The following is a 21911-nucleotide window of genomic DNA, read 5'->3' as shown; positions in this document are numbered from 1 at the left end:
AAAAGAAAATATTATTCTTTTGTTCGGACGGTGTTTCGATAGTCTCTTGGTGTACTGCCAATGATTTCGTGAAATTGTTTAGAAAAATGGCTTGGGCTTGCAAATCCACATTCCATAGCAATGTCTGTAATAGGAAGATCTGTTTTTGAAAGTTGATCTGCTGCATATAAGATACGTTTCTTTTTTACATAGGACATTGGGCTGTAGTGCAGGTAACGTTTAAAAATTCGTTGGCATTCCCTTGTGCAAATATTAGCACTTTCTGCAATATCAAAAACAGATATAGGTTCTCGTAGATGCGTATCGATCCATGTTAGCATTTGTTTGATGCGCTTTTCTTGTGTATCAGAAAAGTGCAAAGAGGTCTTTTGAGCGGAAAATTTTCTGCAAATAAGAAATAACATTTTTGATAATGCATATCGGATATCTAATTCATATCCGCAATATTCCTTCTTACAAGCATAAAATGCCTGATGAAATAATGAAAAAAATGGTGAATCGTCCTGTGTTGTTTTATAAAAAGGATAGAAAGCTGGTGCATTTTTTAAAATTGGGCGGACATAGGAAATATCAAAAATACTGCCTGGAGTTCCGCCAACGATATTGGAGTCAAAAATAAATGAGCGGAATAAACAGGGTTTGGAATTTTCACAGGAAAAGGAATGGAGAATATTGGAATTAATAAAACATCCTTCTCCAGAAGAAAGTGTATAACGTTGATCTTCGATGCCAATTTTTACATGTCCTTCTAGTAAAATAAAGATTTCAAGTTCTTTATGCCAATGTGGAGAAATACAGTCTGTAAGATATTGATGGACATCTGCCTCATTAGCAATAAAGTTAAAAAGTTGGTTATATTCTTTTAATTCTTTTCCTTTAGAATCTGTTTTTATATTATTTTTGCTTTGAATCATAAACCGTTCCTTTTTTTGATTTGTCGTTTTTATTATAGTATACATCGCTTTTAATAAAGCATCAAATGATTTATAAAATTAAAATAAAATCAAAGAAGATTAACGGGAGAAAAGGAGAGATAAGATGACGGCAATAATATTTGATTTTAATGGAACTATGTTTTTTGATGAAAAATTCCAGGAAATCTCATGGAAAGAGTTTATGGAAAAGAAAATAAATCGAGCAATTACGGATGAAGAATTTCAGACATATATTCATGGAAGAAACGCATCGGAAACGTTTGAATATTTTTTGGGATATCCGCTTTCAAAAGAAGATATAGAACAGATGGCCGAGGAAAAAGAAGTCGTTTACAGAAAACTTTGTCTGGCAAGTAAAGACTTTCATCTTGCACCAGGACTTGAAGAATTGCTGGATAAATTGAAAGAATTTAAGATGCCGATGACAATTGCTACGGCATCTGGCTGGAAGAATGTTCAATTTTTCTTTCAATATCTTCATTTAGATCGTTGGTTTGATATTCATCAAGTGATTTATAATGATGGAAAAGTTGCAGGCAAACCTGCACCAGATTTATTTTTAAATGCAGCAAAAGTATTGGAGAAAGATATTCATGATTGTATTATTTTTGAAGATTCCGTTTCAGGAATTGAAGCTGCCAAAAGAGCACAAGCAAAAAGAATTGTAGGAGTTGCATCCATGAGTAGACAAGAAAGCTTAAAAAATTCAGGCGCAACAGATATTATCTGTGATTATACAGATCAAAAAGAAGTTTTAAAAATTATAAAAGAATAGGGAAAAGCACCAAATTCTGACTTGACGGACCAATTGTTTGTGCTATGATGTACATGACAAAAAGTTCTAAAGCAGAAGAGGTGTTAATGATGAATCAAGAACGACAAACGCAACTCGAAAATATAATAATTCTTTTGTTAGCATTATTATCTGCAGCGATCTTTATCATTAGCTTTTTTCCATATAGCGTATGGCTGAATAAAATTCAAACCTATGTAGAGATGGGAAGAACGGTGGAGCGTGCATTTTCCTTTATTATGCTAATCCTTTGCGGACAATTGATGAAGCGAAAGCATACGGCATGGAGCATTGTTATTATAATTCTTATGATCAATATGATACGTGGAATGATAGGATATCGATATGGAATTCGGATTGGAATTGCAGTAGGAAGTGCGTTCTTTTTCCTTTCTTTTCTCTTTTTTAGAAAAGATTTTTGTTGTCCTTCTTCCAAAACCTCCAAAAAGAAAGCAATTTTATTTTTCTTACTTTCTTTTATTGGGGTGCTTATCAATGCAGGACTTAGTTATCATTATATGAGAATTGGTTTGATCAATCAACCAGTATCTTTTTTTGAAAGTTTGAAAAATGGTATGGGAATGATTTTTGGAATGCGAGTGTTGCTTCCAGGAGGACGTGGGATTCATTATTTTGAAAGTCTTGTATTTTTCTTTAGTTGGGCTTGCATTTTTGCAGCAGTACTTTATGCAGTACGACCGTGGCTTGCACAAAAACAAAGAAAAGCATCCGATGTACAACATGCGCGAACCTTATTAAATCTTTATAGTCAAAATCCAGCAGCGTATCTTACATTAGAAGAAGATAAAATGTTATTTTTTGGAGAAAAAGTAGATGGTGTTATCCCATATGGGGTAGTCAATGATACTATTGTTGTTAATGGAGATCCAGTTTGTGCGGATGAAGATTTTCCTCAGCTTTTATCAGAATTAAAGAATTTTTGTAAGAGGAGTGCACATAAATTATTTATTTTGAATGCAACGGATCATTTTCTTGAAGAATACAAAAAGCAAGGTTTTGGTTATGTGAAATGTGGGGAAGAGGCACGTTTTTGTTTAGATGAATATGAAATTAGTGGTAAAAAAGGACAAAAAATGCGCATGAATATTAACCATGCGAAAAAAGCAGGTGTTACAGTAGAAGAATATCATATTAAAACAAAACGAGACCCTCAGATAGAACAAGAATTTGATCGGATCTCCAAAGAATGGTTGGAAGGGAAAAAGGGTTCTTTGCTTCAATTTGTGTTAGGTTCTGTAGGACTTGAAAATCCGATGGATAAACGATATTTCTATGCAAAAAATGTCCAGGGAAAGATTGTTGCTTTTATTGTATATGTACCGTTTATGGGGTTAAATGGATATATGGCAGATGTCACAAGGCATGGAAATGATGCACCGGGTGGTGTGATGGAATATATTAATTATGAGGCTTTTCAGGTCTTTAAGAGTGAAGGTGTAAAGTATGGAAGTTTAGGTGTAGCACCATTAGCTGGACTGGATGAAAAAAGTTCCAATCCAGTAGAACGATTGCTTTGCTTTGTATATAATCATTTGAATGAATGCTATGGATTCCGTGATCTTCATCGAGCAAAGAAAAAATATAGTCCGAATGAATGGGTGCCATCTTATTATGTATACCTTCCATCGATTCCAACACCAGATATGTTTTATGCGATTGTTCGAATTCAAAATCCACAAGGAATGATGGATTATGTAAAATCGTTTATGAAAAACTGGAAAAGAGATGGCAAAAAATATGGAGCAAACAAAGGATAAATTAGAACAAAATGGTTTTATTAAAATACCAGATGGAATAATTTATTATGAGAGTTATGGGAAAGGAATTCCGATAATTCTACTTCACGGAAATGGAGAAAATCTTTCGGTATTGAAGGAATATGGAAAAGAACTGGAAAAACACTGCAGAGTAATTTTAATGGACAGCCGGGCACATGGACGTTCTACTATCAAAATGTCTGCATTAAAGAAAAAAACAACAGCGCAGGATATGGCAGAAGATGTGAAAGTTTTGATGGACGTTATAGGAATTCATCAGGCAGTTTTTCTTGGATTCAGTGATGGTGCCAATACAGCTTTGCAATTTGCTGCATCTTATCCACAAAGGACAAAAGGAGTTATCGCAGTTAGTCCAAATGCAAATCCCAAAGGATTGGTTCTTCCGATACGTATCTGGGCAAAGTTTAATCATGATTTGCTTGGCGGAATTCATCGATTCGTTAAACATCATGCAAAAGCAGAAAAAGAAATACAAAAACAACAATTATATATGAATCTTTTGCTTGATTCACCGAATTTGACACAAAATCAGTTAAGATGTGTTAAATGTCCGGTATTAATTTTTACAGGGACATGGGATATCATAAAAAAAGAACATATTCATTGGATTGCAAAAAATTTGAAAAACAGCCATGTAATTCGGATGCAAGGAGCGACACATCTTTCTTTTTATCGTAGAAAACAAGAATATTTGCCTTGTATTTGGAAATTTCTTAATGTTGCTGATTGATAGAAAAAGGAAACAGACGTTAAAAATTTAGAATGTTTGTTTCCTTTTTTATTTTTTTATAACTGGTTATTGGGAAAAGCAATATTCTTTTCTGTAAAAATCAGTTGACACTTATGTCTTCACATGGCATAATACGACACATAGACATAAAACATATAAAGCAAGTATGAAAAGTATGAAATATAAAAATAACTGACTGGAAAACCGGAGGTTATGATCAAGAAACGGAGAAGTCCGTGGATGAGATCATGACCTTTTTTGTTTGTAGAATTAAAAAAGAGAGTCAATTTTATTGACTCTCTACATGAACAAAAAACACGTATTTTTGCGGTTCTTTAGAATTTACCTGCTTTTGCAGCTTCTTCAATGGATACTGCAACTGCAACAGTAGCTCCTACCATTGGGTTGTTACCCATTCCGATTAATCCCATCATTTCTACATGGGCTGGTACAGAAGAAGATCCAGCAAACTGTGCATCACTATGCATACGTCCCATAGTATCTGTCATACCATAAGAAGCTGGTCCTGCAGCCATGTTATCTGGATGAAGTGTACGTCCTGTACCACCACCGGAAGCTACAGAGAAGTATTTTTTACCCTGTTCAATACATTCTTTTTTGTATGTACCTGCAACTGGGTGCTGGAAACGAGTTGGGTTTGTAGAGTTACCTGTGATAGAAACATCTACACCTTCTTTGTGCATGATTGCAACACCTTCGCGTACATCGTTTGCACCATAGCAGTTAACCTTAGCTCTTAATCCTTCAGAATAAGATTTTCTGAAGACTTCTTTTACTTCACCTGTGTAGTAATCCATTTCAGTTTCAACATATGTAAATCCATTGATTCTGGAAATGATCTGTGCAGCATCTTTTCCTAAACCATTTAAGATAACTCTTAAAGGTTTCTGACGAACTTTGTTTGCTTTTTCAGCGATTCCGATCGCACCTTCAGCAGCAGCGAAAGATTCATGTCCTGCTAAGAATGCGAAACATTCTGTTTCTTCTTCCAGAAGCATTTTTCCTAAGTTACCATGTCCAAGACCTACTTTACGCTGGTCTGCAACAGATCCAGGAATACAGAATGCCTGAAGTCCTTCACCAATAGCAGCAGCAGCATCTGCAGCTCTCTTGCAACCCTTTTTGATTGCGATGGCAGCACCTACTGTGTAAGCCCATTTTGCATTTTCGAAGCAAATTGGCTGAATTGCTTCAACCTGAGCATAAACGTCTAATCCTGCAGCTTTTGTAACTTCAGCAGCTTCTTCGATAGAATTGATTCCATACTCTTTTAAAACAGCAAGAATCTGTTTTTCTCTTCTTTCATATGATTCAAATAAAGCCATTATTCGTTACCTCCTATTCCTTTCTTGGGTCAACAATTTTAACAGCGTCATCAACGCGTCCGTATTGACCTTTGGCCTTGTCCAGTGCAGTCTGAGCGTCGTCTCCGGCTTTGATGAAGTCCATCATTCTACCAAAGTTAACAAACTGGTATCCGATAATTTCATCATCAGCGTCGAGAGCGATACCTGTAACATATCCTTCAGCCATTTCAAGATAACGAGGACCTTTTTTGAGTGTTCCGTACATTGTACCAACCTGAGATCTTAATCCTTTACCTAAATCTTCAAGACCAGCACCGATTGGAAGCCCTTCTTCAGAGAAAGCACTCTGAGTTCTTCCATATACGATTTGTAAGAATAATTCTCTCATTGCTGTATTAATAGCATCACAAACTAAGTCTGTATTTAATGCTTCTAAGATTGTTCTTCCTGGTAAGATTTCAGATGCCATAGCAGCGGAATGTGTCATTCCTGAACATCCGATGGTTTCTACTAATGCTTCCTGAATAATCCCTTCTTTAACGTTAAGAGTTAATTTACATCCTCCCTGCTGAGGTGCACACCAACCAATACCATGTGTTAATCCTGAAATGTCTGTGACATCTTTTGCTTTTACCCATTTTGCTTCTTCAGGAATTGGCGCAGCTCCATGGTTTACACCCTGAGCTACTGTACACATTTGTTCTACTTCATGTGAATAAATCATGTTGAAACTCCTTTCAGTATTAAAAATAACACCTTCATTTTAGCACATTGTTAAAAATAAAACAACAAATATTCTTAATATCTTCGTTAACTTTTGCAAAGAATTTGTAAGTATGTTTGATAAAAAGCAGATTTTGATCGAATAAATTATTTTTTTGCAAAAATTTAGAAAAAAATCGGTTTTAAACAAAAATTTAAAATAATAATCTGAAAAATTAATAAAAAAATAATAATTTCTTTTTGTTTAAGAAAAGTCTTTTTTTTTCTTATACGTTATAATAAAATAATGTGTAAGGAGGATTTTAGTATGGACACAGCAGAAAATCAAACTAATTATGACAGACCGTTGAAAAAGCGGTGGATGGATTTAAAAAATCGCAGAGAAGAATTGCTAAAAACAATGTGCCCTGAAATAGCAAATATTCCAAATGGTTTTAATCTTCCGCATGTAGACTGTCAGGGAATTATTCTTTTGGAAAGAGATTACTGTCAGGCATCTTGTGAGTATTATAAGGATAGAATTCAGCCAATTGAGCAGGAATTAAAGGAAATTAGAGATTCGCATCCTGCTTTTTTAGATGAAGTACAATGATAATTCAGGAAGTATTATTTGATCAGTATGATTTAAATTGTGATATGATACAAATGGGAAAAGATTATACGATTGCTATATATGGAGGAGATACTCCACATGTTGGCGCAGTTGTTATGTCGATTGCCCGGCCGAGTCTTATAGGAAATGGTATTGGTGTATCATCATCGATTCTTACTGTGACAGGGCATAAAGATGATCAGATTGCTAAGTGGATTGCAGAGGAAACTGCAAAGAAAACAAATGGTATTGTCGTATGTTCTTGTGGGATCCACATTGATGGAATTACACCGGAACAGATAAACATAGTTATAGAAAAATGTGACGCATTATTGCAAAAGATTTTTCTATATATCGAAGCGCAGGGAGAAAAGAATGGATTATTTATCTCATAATGTTGCAGTCAATCTGAAAAGGATTAGAACTTCTAAAGGAATGAGTCTTGATGTTGTAGCAGAACAGACAGGAGTCAGTAAGAGTATGCTGGCACAGATTGAAAAAGGAAAAGCAAACCCATCACTTGGTGTTCTTGGAAAGATTATCAGTGGTCTTCGAATTGAATTCCAAGAATTGATCGAAGCTCCACCCATGGAATCTTGTTTGGTCACGCCAGAAGAGATGATTCCTACAAAAGAGATTTCAGGCAAGTATAAAGTATGGACCTGTTTTCCGTATGAAGATAATCATCAGGTGGAAATCTATCGCATTGATATAGAACCGGGTGGAGAATATATAAGTGGAAGCCATGGAGAAAAAACAAGAGAATATCTTGCTGTCTCGGAGGGAGAGATCACTGTGGAATGTCATGGGAATATACAACAAGTTAATAAAAAACAGGTTTATAGATTTGAAACAGATCAAACACATATCTATAGAAATCAGACAGATAAAAGAGCAAGCTTTATGTGCTTTTTTGTGGATTATCGTTAATAGTAGACTCTTAGTTATAAAACACAAGGGCGAAAACCTAGAGGCTTGCCCCTGGGTTCAGTCAGAAACAGAAGGAAAACTCGTTGAGAAACTTGTTTTTCTTCTTTTATTTTTATCAATGTTAAGCAGAGTACTGTTTCATAAGAACTACTGTACTGCATGGGATGGGTAATTTACCGATAGAAGTTACTAAACAGTATGAGAGGTGTTTACAAGTTTATAGTATTTTTTTATAATAAAAGTATCCGGTGTTATTTTAAATTTTTCGGATCAGCGCATAAACATAAAAATGAATATTGGAGGTAGGATTTTATGTATCAAATTAGAAATTTTTATGATAATGATGATATTAAAGTGATTGATGAAATGGGGCCTTTTCAGGTTATTGAGTATCAAAGAGATTTAAGTGTGGCTCCATTTAATGCTCAGCTTGCTTATTTTTGTCAAGAGATGAATATAAGAAAAAGACAGGTTGTATGTGATCTTTCCAAAGGTAATATTACATTGCAAGCAGGTGCTATGCAGTGGATGGCTGGTGATGTGAATGCGACAACCGGAATTAAAGGAGCCGGAGATCTTTTATCGAAAGCAATGAGAGGAAAAGTAACAGGAGAATCTGCAATTAAGCCAGAGTATAAAGGAGATGGAACATTAGTACTGGAACCAACATATAAGCATATTCTTTTATTAGATCTTTCAGAATGGGGAAATTCCGTTGTATTAGATGATGGATTGTTCCTTGCCTGTGATGCCAGATTAAAACATAAAACAGTAGCTAGAACAAATTTCTCATCTGCTGTAGCTGGTGGAGAAGGGCTGTTTAATCTTGGAATCCAAGGAGAAGGTGTTGTTTGTTTGGAATCAGAATGTCCGAGGGAAGAACTTGTTGAAGTTGAGCTTAGAAATGATGTTCTGAAAGTAGATGGAAATTTTGCAATTTTATGGAGCGGAAGTCTTGATTTTTCAGTAGAACGTTCTGGAAAGTCTTTACTTGGTTCAGCGGCAAGTGGAGAAGGACTTGTTAACGTTTATCGTGGAACTGGGAAAGTACTTTTAGCACCAGTTGGATCAGATGCTATGAAGTGTGCTAATATGCATGAAATTTAAAAGAAAGAAAACATCGGTCATTATTGATTGGCCGGTGTTTTCTTTTTTATGATTTATAATATTTGTTGTGTTCAGGCATTTTTGTAACACTTTGATTTAATGTTTATTTACTAAAAATCTGTATACCGCTTTTGACGGATTTTTGATGCATTAAAAATTCTGCTTAAGTTTTTAAACTGAGACATACTTATTTAATTAAGTGGTGATAAAGAATATCAGGACTATTACGTTTTTAAAGATGGAGCAGAAGACAAACTTCCAACAAACTGGGAGTCTAAATTTGGAGGACCGGCATGGAAATATGTTCCATCTTTAAAAAAATGGTACCTTTGTTTATATGATGTTACACAGGCAGATTTAAACTGGGAAAATTCAAAAGTAAGAGAAGAACTTAAAAAAGTCATTCGCTTCTGGAAGGAAAAGGGTGTTAAAGGATTCCGAATCTGAAGGTAGATTATAAAGACGGAAAGAAATAGGAGCTGATGAAACCAGACTAGACTATAAACAATTAAAAAAATTGTTTGAAGAGTGGCAGATTGGAATGTAGAATGCAAATGGATGGAATTCTTTATTCTGGTGTAATCATGATCAGCCGCGAATCGTTTCAAGAATTGGTGATGAAGGGAAATATTGGAAACAGTCTGCAAAGATGCTTGCAGCCACTGTACATATGATGAGGGGGACTCCTTATATCTATCAGGGAGAAGAAATAGGAATGCTGAATGCACATTTTAATGATATTTCTAAATACAGAGATGTAGAAAGTCTCAATTATTATCAGATTCTTCTAAAGGATGGAAAAACAAAAGAAGAAGCATTAAAAACTTTGTCAGAATGTTCCAGAGATAATAGTAGAACTCCAATGCAGTGGTCAGACGAAGAAAATGCAGGATTTTCTAGTGTAACACCATGGATTTCCGTTCCGGATCATTACAAACAAACCAATGTAAAAAAAGAATTAGAAGATAAAGATTCCATTTATTATTTCTATAAAAAATTAATTGATCTGAGAAAAGAAAGTGATTTCAGAAGGAACCATTGTTTTGAAAAAGAAGATCTTGATATTTTGGCATATAAAAGAGTTTATAAAGAGGAATGTTTGATCGTATTGAATAATATGATGGAGAAAGAAAAAGAAGTAGAAATAGAAGAATGGGTTGCTTATCATAAACTGTTAGAAAATTATGATGCAGAGAAGATTGTGGAAAACAAAATTATATTAAGACCATTTGAAACATTAGTTTTAGAAAAATAATTATAATAAACAGGTATTTATAAAAATGATATGCTATTCCCATATAGGACAAGGAAATATAAAAGTCCTATATGGGGATATTTTTATGTTCAGAAAAAGTGAAAATAGTTGAATGGTATCTTAACGGAGAAATCTAATGCAAAGTGGATCATAGATGTTTTGAAATTTAAATACTATAGTGAAATTGAAGTGCATATTTTGATAAAACTGTTGGAGCCTGATGAGTATCTGTTATTTTACTCTGATCGCGAATTTCAATGTACCAATGCACAATTTGGTAGAAGATTAATAGAATATTGTATGAGGCAAAGGATATCAGGACAGTACATCAAATCTGTTTTGATATTTGCTTTTTTATTTTCTCTCAGGAAATTATAAATAATACTATGAAGTATTAAAAGAAGTTCTATTACAATGATTTGAAATGCTGATTTTTAAGAAATGAGTGTCTAATATATTGGACAAATTATAATGATATAATACATATTGTGCAATTTACAGAAAACAAAGAGTATATTAAAAAGGATATAAAAATAATAAATAAAAAAATAAAAATTGAATATTTTGTAAAAAAAGACCAGAATTAAACTTTTTTAAAAAATATATTGACATTAAGAAGATGAGATGGTATTGTATATTTGTCCAATATAAAAGATAAAAAGTGAGAGCGAAGGTGCTTGTCAGAGATGATAATGTATCTTTGCTCTTTTTCTTTTTACCATAATAATAAACCAGTCATTGCTATTACAATTAGGAGGAAAAAGTTATGAGATTAAAAGATACAGGATTAAGTGCACAGGATATTAAAGATAAAGTAAATAAATATATGATTGAAACTTATGAACGTTTTGATTTTCTCGCAGAGAAAGCAAAAGATATGTATATGTATGATGAAAATGGAGAAGCTTATCTTGACTTTTATGCAGGAATTGCAGTAAACAATGCAGGCAGCTGTAATGAAAAAGTAGTTGCGGCTGTGAAAGACCAAGTCGGTGATATTATGCATACGTTTAATTATCCATATACAATTCCACAAGCTTTGCTTGCAGAAAAAGTTTGTGAGACGATTGGAATGGATAAAATTTTCTATCAGAATTCTGGTACAGAAGCAAATGAAGCTATGATTAAAATGGCACGTAAATATGGAATTGAAAAATATGGACCAAATCATTACCATATTGTAACTGCTAAGATGGGATTTCATGGAAGAACTTTTGGGGCAATGTCTGCGACAGGACAGCCAGCAAATGGATGCCAGGTTGGATTTGGACCAATGACTTATGGGTTTTCTTATGCTCCATATAATAATCTTCAGGCTTTTAAAGATGCCTGTACAGAAAATACCATTGCAATTATGATTGAACCAGTCCAAGGGGAAGGTGGTGTACATCCTGCAACAATGGAATTTATGAAAGGTCTTCGAGAATTCTGTGATGAAAATGATATGTTGCTCTTAATTGATGAAGTACAGACAGGATGGTGCAGGACTGGTGCAGTGATGTCTTATATGAATTATGGAGTCAAACCAGATATTGTTTCTATGGCAAAAGGTTTAGGAGGAGGAATGCCGATAGGTGCGATTTGTGCAACGGAAGAAGTTTCCAAAGCATTTACTCCTGGATCTCACGGAACAACCTTTGGAGGACATCCGGTAAGCTGCGCAGCTGCACTTGCGGAAGTAAATGAACTAATTGATCGTGATCTTGCTGGAAATGCAAAGAAAGTGGGAGATTATTTTGCAGAGAAGCTAAAAACACTTCCTCATGTAAAAGAAGTTAGATACCAGGGATTATTAACGGGAATTGAATTTGATGACAGTATTAATGCTTTAGATGTTAAGCATGGATGCTTTGACCGTAAACTTCTAGTAACTGCGATTGGAAATCATGTGATCCGTACAATTCCACCATTAATTGTAACCGAAGAGGAATGTGATAAAGCTTATGAAATCTTAAAAGAGGCTGTGGAGGCTTTATGATAGAAAAAAGGGAGGAATGTAAATGAAACATTTTATTGTAAATATCGGCTGTGAATATGGGAGTGGTGGACCTGATATAGGAAAATTAGTTGCAGATTCTCTTGGAATTCAATATTATGATCGTGACTTGGTAGATCAGGTGGTAGATCGGCTTGGTGTAGACCGAAAATTGGTAGAAAAAGCAGATTCCGGAGATGATAATGTAAAATATGAATTTGATACAAGTTTTGGACCACGATATGCCAATCTTACCAACCGTGTTATTTATACACAGTTTGAAGTAATTCACAAATTGGCGGCAAAGTCTTCTTGTGTAATCATTGGGAGATGTAGCAATTACATTTTAAAAGATAGAGATGATTGCTTAAATATTTTTGTATATGCACCGGAAGAATATAAAGTGCAGCATATTATGGAACAAAAAGGAATTTCGAAAAAAGAAGCAGAGAAACTTGTAAAATATAACGATAGAATGTTGAAATCAAGATATGAATATATGACAAATTCTAGCATGAGAGATTGTCATACAAGACATATGATGATTGATTCCAGTATTCTTGGACTTGAAAAAACCGCAAAATATATTTTGCAGCTGATCGATCTTCGATTTGAAAATTAAAATTTTATTTATAAAAACATTTACATTCTGACAAAGGCGTTAAGAGATTGGAAAATCTTTTAATGCCTTTTTTCTGTTTGACATATGGTCCAACAGAAAAAGTTTCGGGAAAGAATGAATGTTGGACAGGAAAGGGATGATAGAAAATGGAAAAGAAAAAATCAGAATTTGACAAAGTATTTAGTGCATGGGACATTCTTGTCATTGCCTTTGGTGCTATGATTGGATGGGGATGGGTAGTATCCTCTGGAGATTGGATTGAGCGAGGCGGAGTTGTTGGTGCTGCTATTGGTTTTGCTCTCGGCGGAATTATGGTATTTTTTGTTGGACTTACTTATGCAGAATTAACAGCGGCAATGCCACAGTGTGGTGGAGAACATGTTTTTAGTTATAAAGCGTTAGGACCCATTGGATCGTTTATCTGTACATGGGCAATCGTTCTTGGATATGTCAGTGTTGTATGCTTTGAGGCATGTGCACTTCCAACAATTATTACTTATATTTATCCTGGATTTTTAAAAGGATATTTATATACAGTCGCAGGATTTGACATTTATGCATCTTGGCTTGCAGTGGCAATGCTTGTTGCATTTTTCATTACTTTTATTAATATCAAAGGTGCAAAGACAGCAGCCATTTTACAAACAGTATTAACGGTTATTATTGGTGGTGTTGGGATTCTTTTAATTGTAGCATCTGTATTTAGCGGAAATGTGCACAATTTGGCACCGCAGGTATTTGCAGGAGATAGTACGGGAAGTATTTTTAAAACGATTTTAAGTGTTGCGGTGGTAACGCCATTTTTCTTTATTGGATTTGATGTCATTCCTCAGGCAGCAGAAGAAATCAATGTGCCGTTAAAGAAAATCGGGAAAATTATGATTTTATCGATTGTTCTTGCGGTTGCCTTTTATGCATTGATTATTCTTGGTGTTGGTTATGTTATGAGCGCAGCAGATATCAAATCTTCTCAGGCAGGTTCTGGACTTGTAACGGCAGATGCCATGGCAAAAGCATTTCATAGTAGTATTATGTCGAAAGTACTAATTGTTGGTGGTATGTGTGGAATTGTTACCAGCTGGAATTCTTTTTTAATTGGCGGAAGTCGTGCGATGTATTCAATGGCAGAATCTTATATGATTCCAAGAGCTTTTAGTAAATTACATCCAAAACATAAAACTCCGGTAAATGCATTATATCTAATAGGAGCTTTATCTATTTTGGCTCCATTGTTTGGTCGTAAAATGTTAGTATGGATCGTTGATGCAGGAAACTTTGGATGTTGTATGGCATATTGTATGGTTTCGTTATCTTTTATTATTTTAAGAAAGACAGCACCTGATATGGCTCGTCCATATAAAGTAAAACATTATAAAATTGTTGGGGTATTGGCTGTTTTAATGTCAGGATTTATGGTTGCAATGTACATTATTCCTGGTTCTGGATCAAATCTTGTTCCGCAGGAATGGGCAATGGCTGGTGGATGGGCTGTCCTAGGATTGCTTTTCTTTATTATCTGTAAAGTAAAATATAAAGAAAAATTTGCTTCTCACGTGGATGTTGCCATTGATAACGAAGCAATTAGCGAAGAAGAAGATCCTATGTTTGAGAGAGCTCTTGGAGCAGTGCAAACAGAAGAAAAAGAGGAGAAAACAATACCAGCCCTCAGTTTCAATTACTTTCTTCCAGTAAATATTGCATTTGGAAGCGGAAAAGTTTTAGAAACTGGTGTACTTACAAAACCATATGGTAAGAAAGCGTTAATTGTAACAGGAAGAAGCAGTGCCAAAAAATCTGGTTTATATGATAAAGTAGCAAAAAGTTTAAAAGATGTAGGAATTGATCATGTATTATTTGATAAAGTCGCACAAAATCCATTAACAACAACCGCCATGGAAGGTGCCGGATTTGCCAAAGCAAATGGATGTGATGTTGTCGTAGCCATCGGTGGTGGAAGTATCATGGACTGTGCAAAAGCAATCGCCTTCTTATGTGTCAATGATGGGAATATCAACGATTACATTTATAACAAGTTACAAAGCGATAAAGCGTTACCATTAGTTTTGATTCCTACAACTTGCGGAACAGGATCCGAAGGAAATGGATTTGCGGTTCTTACAAATCCAGAAAATGGAGATAAGAAATCCTTACGTTGTAATGCGATCGTTGCGAAAGTATCCATTGTTGATCCAGAATGTATGATGACGATGCCAAAACATGTGCTTGCTTCGGTTGGATTTGATGCTCTTTGTCATTGTATGGAAGCTTACACATCAAAAATTGCACAGCCATTTACAGATGCATTAAGTCTTTATGCGATGAAACTGATTGCAGGGAATCTTGTAAAAGTATACAAAGGAGAAGGAGATGCAAGTGCATGGGAAAAAATTACACTTGCTTCAACGATTGGTGGAATGGTAATTAATACAGCTGGTGTTACTTTAGCACATGGAATGGAACATCCTGCAAGTGGGCTGAAAGATATTGTTCATGGACAGGGATTAGCAGCCTTAACACCAGTTATTGTGGAAGCTTCTCATAAAGGAGATCATTTTAAATTTGCAAAAATTGCTCGTATTTTTGGTGGTGTTACAGCAGAGGACTTGGCACCAAAGTTAAGAACGCTTTTAAATGATCTGGATCTTTCTTGTACTTTATCAAGTCTTGGATTATCAGAGGCAGATATTCCGTGGATGGCAGAAAATTGTATGAAAGTATCTGCAGCCAGTGTAGCAAATCATCCAGTGACCTTTACACAAGATGAAATTGCAGAAATTTATAGAAAAGCAATGTAATAGATCAACAAAAAAGAGTCTTTGCTCCTTTGAATAGAAAACAAAGGAACAGAGATTCTTTTTTTATTTTCTAGGAAGTCATAACTCTTTGCTTTCGCATAAAATGCACACTTTCTAGACAAAGATCTTTGTATACTATATAATTAGTTTGTCACTTTAAAGTAAAAAAGCACGAAAGAAGCTAAAAAATGAAGATTATTGTATGTATGAAACAGGTGCCAGCAGGTACAAAGGTTGACATTGATCCGGAAACAGGATCGATGAAACGTTTATCTGGAGAAACAAGAACAAATCCATATGATTTGTTTGCCTTAGAAGCGGCACTTCAGTTAAGAGAAAAGCTTGGGGGAAGTGTTACAGTTCTTACAATGGGGCCGCCACAAGCAGAAGAAATGATGAAAGATGCTTATACGATGGGGGCAGATGATGCAATTATTTTATCAGATCGTAAATTTGCAGGAGCAGATGTCCTTGCAACTTCCTATGCTTTATCACAAGGAATTCAAGCGGCTGGAGGAGCAGATCTCATTATTTGTGGAAAACAGACAACGGACGGAGATACGGCGCAGGTTGGACCGGCAATTGCAGAACATCTTGGAATTCCGCATGCAGCTTGGGTAGCGGAAATTGTAGATGCAGATCAGGATTCTATTCAGGTAAGGCAAGATCTTGTCAGCGTATCTCAGACATCGAAAATCCCATATCCATGTTTGATTACCGTTGATAAAGATATGTGTGTTCCAAGACTTCCTTCCTATATTTTACAGAAGGAATCACAAGATCGTCCAGTCAAAATTATGACATTTGATGATATGTTAGATCACAACTTAAGCAGGTACGGATTGGTTGGGTCTCCGACGGCTGTTGAGAGAATGTTTGCACCTCCAGAAATTGAAAAACAAGTTTATTTTGAAGGAGATGCACAGAAAAAAACAGAAGATTTATTTAACGTACTAGTGAAAAAGAAAGTGATTTAGGTGAAGTAGATGGGATTAATAAAATTTGATGCAAAGCGTTGCAGTTTATGCGGAAAATGTATAGAAAAATGTCCGTTTGGGGCGTTAAGCTTTGAAGACCATGGAATTGTAGTTGGAGATACATGCAGAATGTGTGGGATGTGTGTAAGGCAATGTCCAGAAAAAGCAATTAGTTTTGAACAAAGAGCCGGTTCTTTTGATAAAAATGAGTGGAAAGATTTCCTGATTTTTGTGGAACAGGAGCGTGGAGATATTCATCCAGTGGTCTATGAACTCATTGGGGAAGCTAGAAAAATGGCCCCAAAAGTAAATTTTAAGATCAAGTGTGTAATTGTCGGTGGAGAAGGAACGATTGAAAACGCAAAAAAGTTGCTTCCATATGGAGTTGATCAGGTGTTTGCTTATGAAGATAAGGGGCTTGAAGGGTTCCGTGCAGACTGTTATACCGATGTTGTGGCAGAGTGTATTGCAGCACAAAAGCCAAGCTCTGTATTAATTGGGGCAACGGCACTTGGACGTTCTTTGGCGCCGCGTCTGTCTACACGTTTTCATACCGGATTGACAGCAGATTGTACAACGCTTGATATTAAATCGAATACTGATATGGTGCAGATTCGTCCTGCTTTTGGTGGAAATATTATGGCACAGATTTCGATCACAAAATCAAGGCCACAGTTTGCAACTGTTCGTTATCGAGTTATGGACCGAGCTGAAACAATTGAAAAGCCAAAAGGAGAGGTAATTGTCTGTCCAGTGACAAAGGAAATGACAGATTCGCCGATTGAAATTTTAAAATCACAGGTTATTGAGCAAAAACGAAATCTGGAAGATGAAGAAATTTTGGTTGTTGCAGGACGTGGTGTCCGCAATGAAAAGGATGTAGAAATGTGTAGAGATCTTGCGGCAGCTCTTGGAGGACAACTTGCATTTACTCGTCCAATGATTGAAAATGGCTTTGGTGATGTGGCTCATCAGATTGGGCTCTCTGGAAGGACTGTACGACCTAAGTTGATCATTACCTGTGGGGTATCAGGGGCAATTCAGTTCACTTCCTGTATGACTGGTTCAGAATATATTGTTGCAATTAACAATGATCCACAGGCACAGATTTTTAATGTAGCAAATTATTGTATTGTGGATGATCTTTATCAGGTAGTACCAAAACTGACAGAACTTGTAAAGGCACGAAAGGAGAAAAATCATGCCGTATCCTTATAAAAAAATGACCCAGGAAGATTTTGATCAAATTCGTTCGTTTACAGCGCCAGATCGTGTCTTCGTAGGAGATGAAATTGCGAAAGAATATTATAAAGATGAGATGCCGGAATATGGAGTTTTTCCTCCAGAATTATATGTAGAAGTTTTAAATAAAGAAGAAATTTCAACAATTATGAAATATGCATATGAAAACAATATTCCAGTTGTTTGTCGTGGGGCTGGAACAGGGCTTGCTGGTGGAGCAACCTGTAAATATGGTGGAATTATGTTATCTATTATGCGTATGAATAAAATTTTTCCAGTTGATCATAAAAATCAGACCATTACAGCGCAACCGGGAGCTTTGCTCATTGATATTCAGGCGGCAGCAAAGGAAGAAGGATTATTTTATCCACCGGATCCAGGAGAAAAAACAGCATCGATTGGTGGAAATGTTATTACGAATGCAGGTGGAATGAAAGCGGTTCGTTATGGACTTACAAGAGATTTTGTCCGTTGTATGGAAGTTGTAATGCCGGATGGATCGATTATGAATTTTTCTTCTAATGTAGTAAAAAATACAACAGGATTTGATGTAAAAGATCTTGTGATCGGTTCCGAAGGAATTTTATGTATTTTAACAGAGGTTACATTAAAACTTCTTCCGGCGCCAACTTGTACAAGTACACTTGTTATGCCATTTCGAAGCCTTGAGGAATGTGCGGATATGGTACCGAAAGTTTTGGAACTCCCATTTATTCCAACAGCGATTGAATTTTTAGAGAGGGAGCTAATCGAAATTGTGGAACGGAGCTTAAATAAGCAGTTTCCAGTAAAACATGGAGAAGCTGTTTTGATTGTTATGTATGATGCTTCAAGTAAAGAAGAATTAAAGCGTGCTGTTGAAGCTGCGGCAGAAGCAGCTTTGGAAAATGGAGCTCTTGATTGTAATATTGCAGGAACTCCAGAAAGAGCTGCTTCTGTATGGGAAGTACGAGGTGCCATTCTTGAGGGAATGAAAGCAGACTCTGTTGCCCAGGAAGAATGTGACGTTGTTGTTCCAAGGTCTGAAATTGCTGAATATGTAAAACAGGCAAAGAAGATTGCTTCTTCTCATGGAATTCGTGTAGAACCTTGCGGTCATTGTGGAGATGGAAATATTCATACAGAATTATTACGTGGACCGGAAATGAGTGACGAAGAATGGAAAAAGGCAACGCATGAATCTTTGACGCAGTTATATGCACTATCTAAAAAACTCGGAGGGCAATTATCTGGAGAACATGGAATTGGAAATGGGCGATTGGATTTCCTTGAAGAATTTGCAGGAGAGCGAATGATTCAGTTATATAAATCCATCAAACGAGCTTTTGATGATAAATTAATTCTAAATCCTGGGAAAATGATTAAAATTGATGAAAATTAAAAGAGAGAGGATATGAAAATGAGCAAAGAAAGAAGTCTTTTCATTGATAAAAGTAAAATGCCACTTGCCATGGGAATTGCCTTTGTTGCATTTACCACACAATTTGGTGGTGGATTTGCATCTGGTGCACAGATTTATCAGTATTTTATTAATTATGGTATTTGGTGTTTGGTCATGCCATTAATTACTCAGGGATTATATGCCTTGTTTTTCTGGTACGGCATGCGTTATGCATACAAACATAAAACGTATGATTATCGAAGTTTTTCTGATAGAATTTATGGAAAAACACGACCGGTCATGTCAAATTTATATGAAATATGTTATCTAATCATGATTGGAACAGCCTCAGCAGCAGCTTTTGCAACTGGTGGTTCTACGATTCAGATGTTATTTGGAATTCCATATTGGTTATGTACTTTAATTATTGGAGTGTTTATTTTTGCAATTGCTTTATTTGGAACAAGTGTTGTTCGTAAGTGTGCATCTACATTAAGTGTTTTAATCTTAATTGGCCTTGTTCTTGTTCTTGTACCGAATATTATTGTACAGTGGGATGCGATCTGCACAGCAGTTGGAAAATTGGCTGCTGGAAAAATGCCAGTGATTTCTACAGAAAGTGGGGCTTTTGGACCTGCTTTATATTCTGCAGTTCTTTACTTTTTCTTTCAGCTTGCTTCTGTATCTGTTATGTATCAGCATATGGAGCCGGTTACAAGTAAAAAGCAGATCAATAAAGCAGCAATTGAAATTTTTGTTTTTAATTTCTTTGCGATGGAATTATCCATCGTTGGTCTTCTTGCAGTAGCTTATGCAGGAAGTCTTGTAGATGCGACGGTGCCAATGCTTGTCTTAGTACAAAATGGAGTTCAATCTGGATTTTTAACACCGATTATTTCTATATTGATTATTCTTGGATCAATTTCTACAGCAGTTAATATGATCTCTGGAATTGTTGCAAGATGTGTGAATGCAGTGGAACGAAGGAAAAGTTCTGAAAAAGAAAAACAGAATGGACATCTTGTAAGAAACGCTATTGCAACACTAATTTTTACTTTTATCGCATTTGCTATTGCACAGTTTGGATTGCTTGCAGTTGTAAAACAGGGATATGCATATTTGGGATATGCAGCATTTATTACACTGTTTGTACCATTTATTGTTCATGCAATCGTAACGAGAGGAAAAGAAATCTAATAAGAAAAAGGATTGGAAATTTTATGTTCCAATCCCTTTTTCTTATTTAAAAGCAAACTTTGCAAGCTCTTCCTTTTGGACAACTTGAAATACTTCCGTGATAAATCGTACGAGAACGGCTTAGCGTTGGACAGTTTGGTGTGCTATGGTAAACGGATCCACCAGGAGTCCAATAGACGGTACTTGCATGGGCCTTATGTTGTTTGTGATGTTTTTTCTTCTTTTTTCTGGTAATCACGGAAACTTTGCAGGAAGCTTTTTTTCCGGACTTTAAGGAGACAGTGATCGTTGTAGATCCTGCTCTTTTGGCTTTTACTGTTCCATTAGAAGATACAGAAGCAACATTGGATTTACTGGAAGTCCATTTTTTTACAGAATCTCCTTTGGTATAAGAAACCTTTAATTTATAGCTAGATCCTGCGTAAAGTGTTAAAGATTTTTTTGAAATTTTTGCATATGGTTTTAATTTTGCGATTTTTTTTGTTTGAATAGCATCACATTGAAAACAGAAACGTTCTTTGATCCCTTCTTTGGAAATTGTAGCAGCTCTTTCTACTTCCCAGTCATCCCAATCGTGTTCTCCGGTAGCTTTCAGAACCCTTGTTTCTGTTTTATCACATGAATAGCAAAAGCGACTTTCAGAACCATCAATACAGGTAGGTTCTTCATCAACATCCCATTCGCTCCAGTCATGTTCTCCGGTGGCTTTCAGAACCCTTGTTTGCGTTTCATCACATAAATAACAAAAGCGGCTTTCAGAGCCATCAATACAGGTGGGTTCTTCATCAACGCTCCATTCACTCCATTCATGTGTGCAGTTTTCTGTTGCAGATACTGGCAATGAAGAAAAAATCATTGCAAATGCAAGTAGAAAACAAAGGATACTTTTTTTCATAAATAAAATCCTCCTCATAAATTTAAAATGTCTAAGACTAACTATAGCATATGAGAACGAAAAATAAAAGAAAATGAAAAAATAAACAGAGTTTTAGACTGTAGACAAATTTCTGATATTTTACATCCGATTTCTATTTCAAGGAATTTAAGAATTGTTAGCAATATTATTGTACTTTTCGCCAATTTTTTATAGAATTTGAATCAAATGATGAGATTATGTTTTTTAGAGAGTTCACGGATACTGTTAATTTTTCATGACATGGTGGACATTTAAGACTCTATTCAAGGCTTTCATTTTTACCAATTGAGGAACACTGACACGAACAACCTTTTACCAAATGGAGCAGAACCCAAAGATGTGCAGGAACTGTTAGGACAATTAGATGTAAGTATCATTATGAATGCCGCGATCAACTCGATAAAAAAAGACAAGTGAAATTTTACAAGACTACTTGATGAAGTGGCAGACAATGACTAGAAAATACCGATCTATTGTTGTGATATAACATAGTTGTAACACCTCGACCTAATAAGATATAATCTTAGGAGGAAACGAGGTATGTTACAAATGAGTAAACACTATGAACCAGAATTCAAAAAGAAGATTGTACGTCTTCATCTTGAAGAGGGACG

Annotated in this window: 19 protein-coding genes and 1 pseudogene; 16 read left to right on the top strand and 4 right to left on the bottom strand. The window is 35.5% G+C overall.

From position 1 onward, the window contains the following. Nucleotides 1-11: 11 nt before the first annotated feature. Nucleotides 12-914 (bottom strand): helix-turn-helix domain-containing protein, encoded by a 903-nt coding sequence (locus tag KQI71_RS11410; protein WP_216436257.1) that lies wholly within the window; start codon nucleotides 912-914, stop codon nucleotides 12-14. A 124-nt stretch (nucleotides 915-1038) separates the two neighbouring features. Between KQI71_RS11410 and KQI71_RS11405 the strand changes: the two genes are divergently transcribed. The 3 genes from KQI71_RS11405 to KQI71_RS11395 all read left to right on the top strand — a co-directional run bounded on the left by KQI71_RS11405 (nucleotide 1039) and on the right by KQI71_RS11395 (nucleotide 4257). Further along, complete coding sequence (locus KQI71_RS11405; protein ID WP_216436256.1) at nucleotides 1039-1710, top strand: HAD family hydrolase; 672 nt, start codon at nucleotides 1039-1041, stop codon at nucleotides 1708-1710. An 89-nt stretch (nucleotides 1711-1799) separates the two neighbouring features. Beyond that, nucleotides 1800-3506, top strand: a complete 1707-nt coding sequence (locus KQI71_RS11400) for a bifunctional lysylphosphatidylglycerol flippase/synthetase MprF (protein ID WP_253288073.1) — start codon at nucleotides 1800-1802, stop codon at nucleotides 3504-3506. Continuing rightward, entirely contained in the window at nucleotides 3487-4257 is a 771-nt protein-coding gene (locus KQI71_RS11395) for an alpha/beta fold hydrolase (protein WP_216436254.1), read from the top strand. The genes KQI71_RS11400 and KQI71_RS11395 overlap by 20 nt, the downstream gene beginning before the upstream one ends. Nucleotides 4258-4592: 335 nt before the next feature. Here the strand turns inward: KQI71_RS11395 and KQI71_RS11390 are convergent, their stop codons facing one another. Next, complete coding sequence (locus KQI71_RS11390) at nucleotides 4593-5603, bottom strand: GGGtGRT protein (protein WP_216436253.1); 1011 nt, start codon at nucleotides 5601-5603, stop codon at nucleotides 4593-4595. A 13-nt stretch (nucleotides 5604-5616) separates the two neighbouring features. Next, nucleotides 5617-6309, bottom strand: coding sequence for an iron-sulfur cluster assembly scaffold protein (locus KQI71_RS11385; protein WP_216436252.1), 693 nt, complete (start codon nucleotides 6307-6309; stop codon nucleotides 5617-5619). A gap of 306 nt (nucleotides 6310-6615) precedes the next feature. On the opposite strand from KQI71_RS11385, the gene KQI71_RS11380 reads away from it, so the two are divergent. The 13 genes and pseudogenes from KQI71_RS11380 to KQI71_RS11325 all read left to right on the top strand — a co-directional run bounded on the left by KQI71_RS11380 (nucleotide 6616) and on the right by KQI71_RS11325 (nucleotide 20381). Next, complete coding sequence (locus tag KQI71_RS11380) at nucleotides 6616-6900, top strand: hypothetical protein (protein ID WP_216436251.1); 285 nt, start codon at nucleotides 6616-6618, stop codon at nucleotides 6898-6900. Continuing rightward, nucleotides 6897-7295 (top strand): hypothetical protein, encoded by a 399-nt coding sequence (locus KQI71_RS11375; RefSeq protein ID WP_253288071.1) that lies wholly within the window; start codon nucleotides 6897-6899, stop codon nucleotides 7293-7295. Before KQI71_RS11380 ends, KQI71_RS11375 begins: the two co-directional genes overlap by 4 nt. Next, on the top strand, nucleotides 7276-7830 hold the full coding sequence (locus KQI71_RS11370) for a helix-turn-helix domain-containing protein (RefSeq protein ID WP_216436250.1): 555 nt from the start codon (nucleotides 7276-7278) through the stop codon (nucleotides 7828-7830). The genes KQI71_RS11375 and KQI71_RS11370 overlap by 20 nt, the downstream gene beginning before the upstream one ends. A gap of 312 nt (nucleotides 7831-8142) precedes the next feature. Continuing rightward, nucleotides 8143-8937, top strand: a complete 795-nt coding sequence (locus KQI71_RS11365; protein ID WP_216436249.1) for an AIM24 family protein — start codon at nucleotides 8143-8145, stop codon at nucleotides 8935-8937. 264 nt (nucleotides 8938-9201) lie between these two features. After that, nucleotides 9202-9384: pseudogene (locus tag KQI71_RS13105) on the top strand (alpha-amylase family glycosyl hydrolase); the annotation flags it as partial. A 151-nt stretch (nucleotides 9385-9535) separates the two neighbouring features. Then, nucleotides 9536-10192, top strand: a complete 657-nt coding sequence (locus KQI71_RS13100) for an alpha-amylase family glycosyl hydrolase (RefSeq protein WP_442859897.1) — start codon at nucleotides 9536-9538, stop codon at nucleotides 10190-10192. A gap of 766 nt (nucleotides 10193-10958) precedes the next feature. Further along, nucleotides 10959-12170: an aspartate aminotransferase family protein gene (locus KQI71_RS11355; protein WP_216436248.1), complete on the top strand. Its 1212-nt coding sequence runs from the start codon at nucleotides 10959-10961 to the stop codon at nucleotides 12168-12170. A 22-nt stretch (nucleotides 12171-12192) separates the two neighbouring features. Next, nucleotides 12193-12789 carry a cytidylate kinase-like family protein gene (locus KQI71_RS11350; protein WP_216436247.1) on the top strand — a complete coding sequence of 199 codons (597 nt, stop codon included), beginning with the start codon at nucleotides 12193-12195 and terminating at the stop codon, nucleotides 12787-12789. 146 nt (nucleotides 12790-12935) lie between these two features. Further along, the gene (locus tag KQI71_RS12915) at nucleotides 12936-15584 is read left to right on the top strand and encodes a bifunctional amino acid transporter/iron-containing alcohol dehydrogenase (protein WP_216436246.1); all 2649 of its coding nucleotides are present in this window, start codon (nucleotides 12936-12938) and stop codon (nucleotides 15582-15584) included. Nucleotides 15585-15772: 188 nt separating this feature from the next. After that, on the top strand, nucleotides 15773-16561 hold the full coding sequence (locus KQI71_RS11340; RefSeq protein ID WP_216436245.1) for an electron transfer flavoprotein subunit beta/FixA family protein: 789 nt from the start codon (nucleotides 15773-15775) through the stop codon (nucleotides 16559-16561). Nucleotides 16562-16570: 9 nt separating this feature from the next. Continuing rightward, nucleotides 16571-17779: an electron transfer flavoprotein subunit alpha gene (locus KQI71_RS11335; RefSeq protein WP_216436244.1), complete on the top strand. Its 1209-nt coding sequence runs from the start codon at nucleotides 16571-16573 to the stop codon at nucleotides 17777-17779. Continuing rightward, nucleotides 17763-19184, top strand: a complete 1422-nt coding sequence (locus KQI71_RS11330) for an FAD-binding oxidoreductase (RefSeq protein ID WP_216436243.1) — start codon at nucleotides 17763-17765, stop codon at nucleotides 19182-19184. Before KQI71_RS11335 ends, KQI71_RS11330 begins: the two co-directional genes overlap by 17 nt. A gap of 18 nt (nucleotides 19185-19202) precedes the next feature. Beyond that, nucleotides 19203-20381, top strand: coding sequence for a YkvI family membrane protein (locus KQI71_RS11325; protein WP_216436242.1), 1179 nt, complete (start codon nucleotides 19203-19205; stop codon nucleotides 20379-20381). A 46-nt stretch (nucleotides 20382-20427) separates the two neighbouring features. Here KQI71_RS11325 and KQI71_RS11320 read toward each other — a convergent pair whose 3' ends face one another. Then, entirely contained in the window at nucleotides 20428-21276 is an 849-nt protein-coding gene (locus KQI71_RS11320) for an Ig-like domain-containing protein (RefSeq protein WP_253288069.1), read from the bottom strand. Between the last annotated feature and the right edge of the window lie 635 nt (nucleotides 21277-21911).

This window comes from Anaerostipes sp. MSJ-23 (genome assembly GCF_018918155.1).
Lineage (GTDB): Bacteria > Bacillota > Clostridia > Lachnospirales > Lachnospiraceae > Anaerostipes.
The sequence above is the reverse complement of the archived record's forward strand: the minus strand, read 5'-3'. Positions and strand labels throughout refer to the sequence as shown.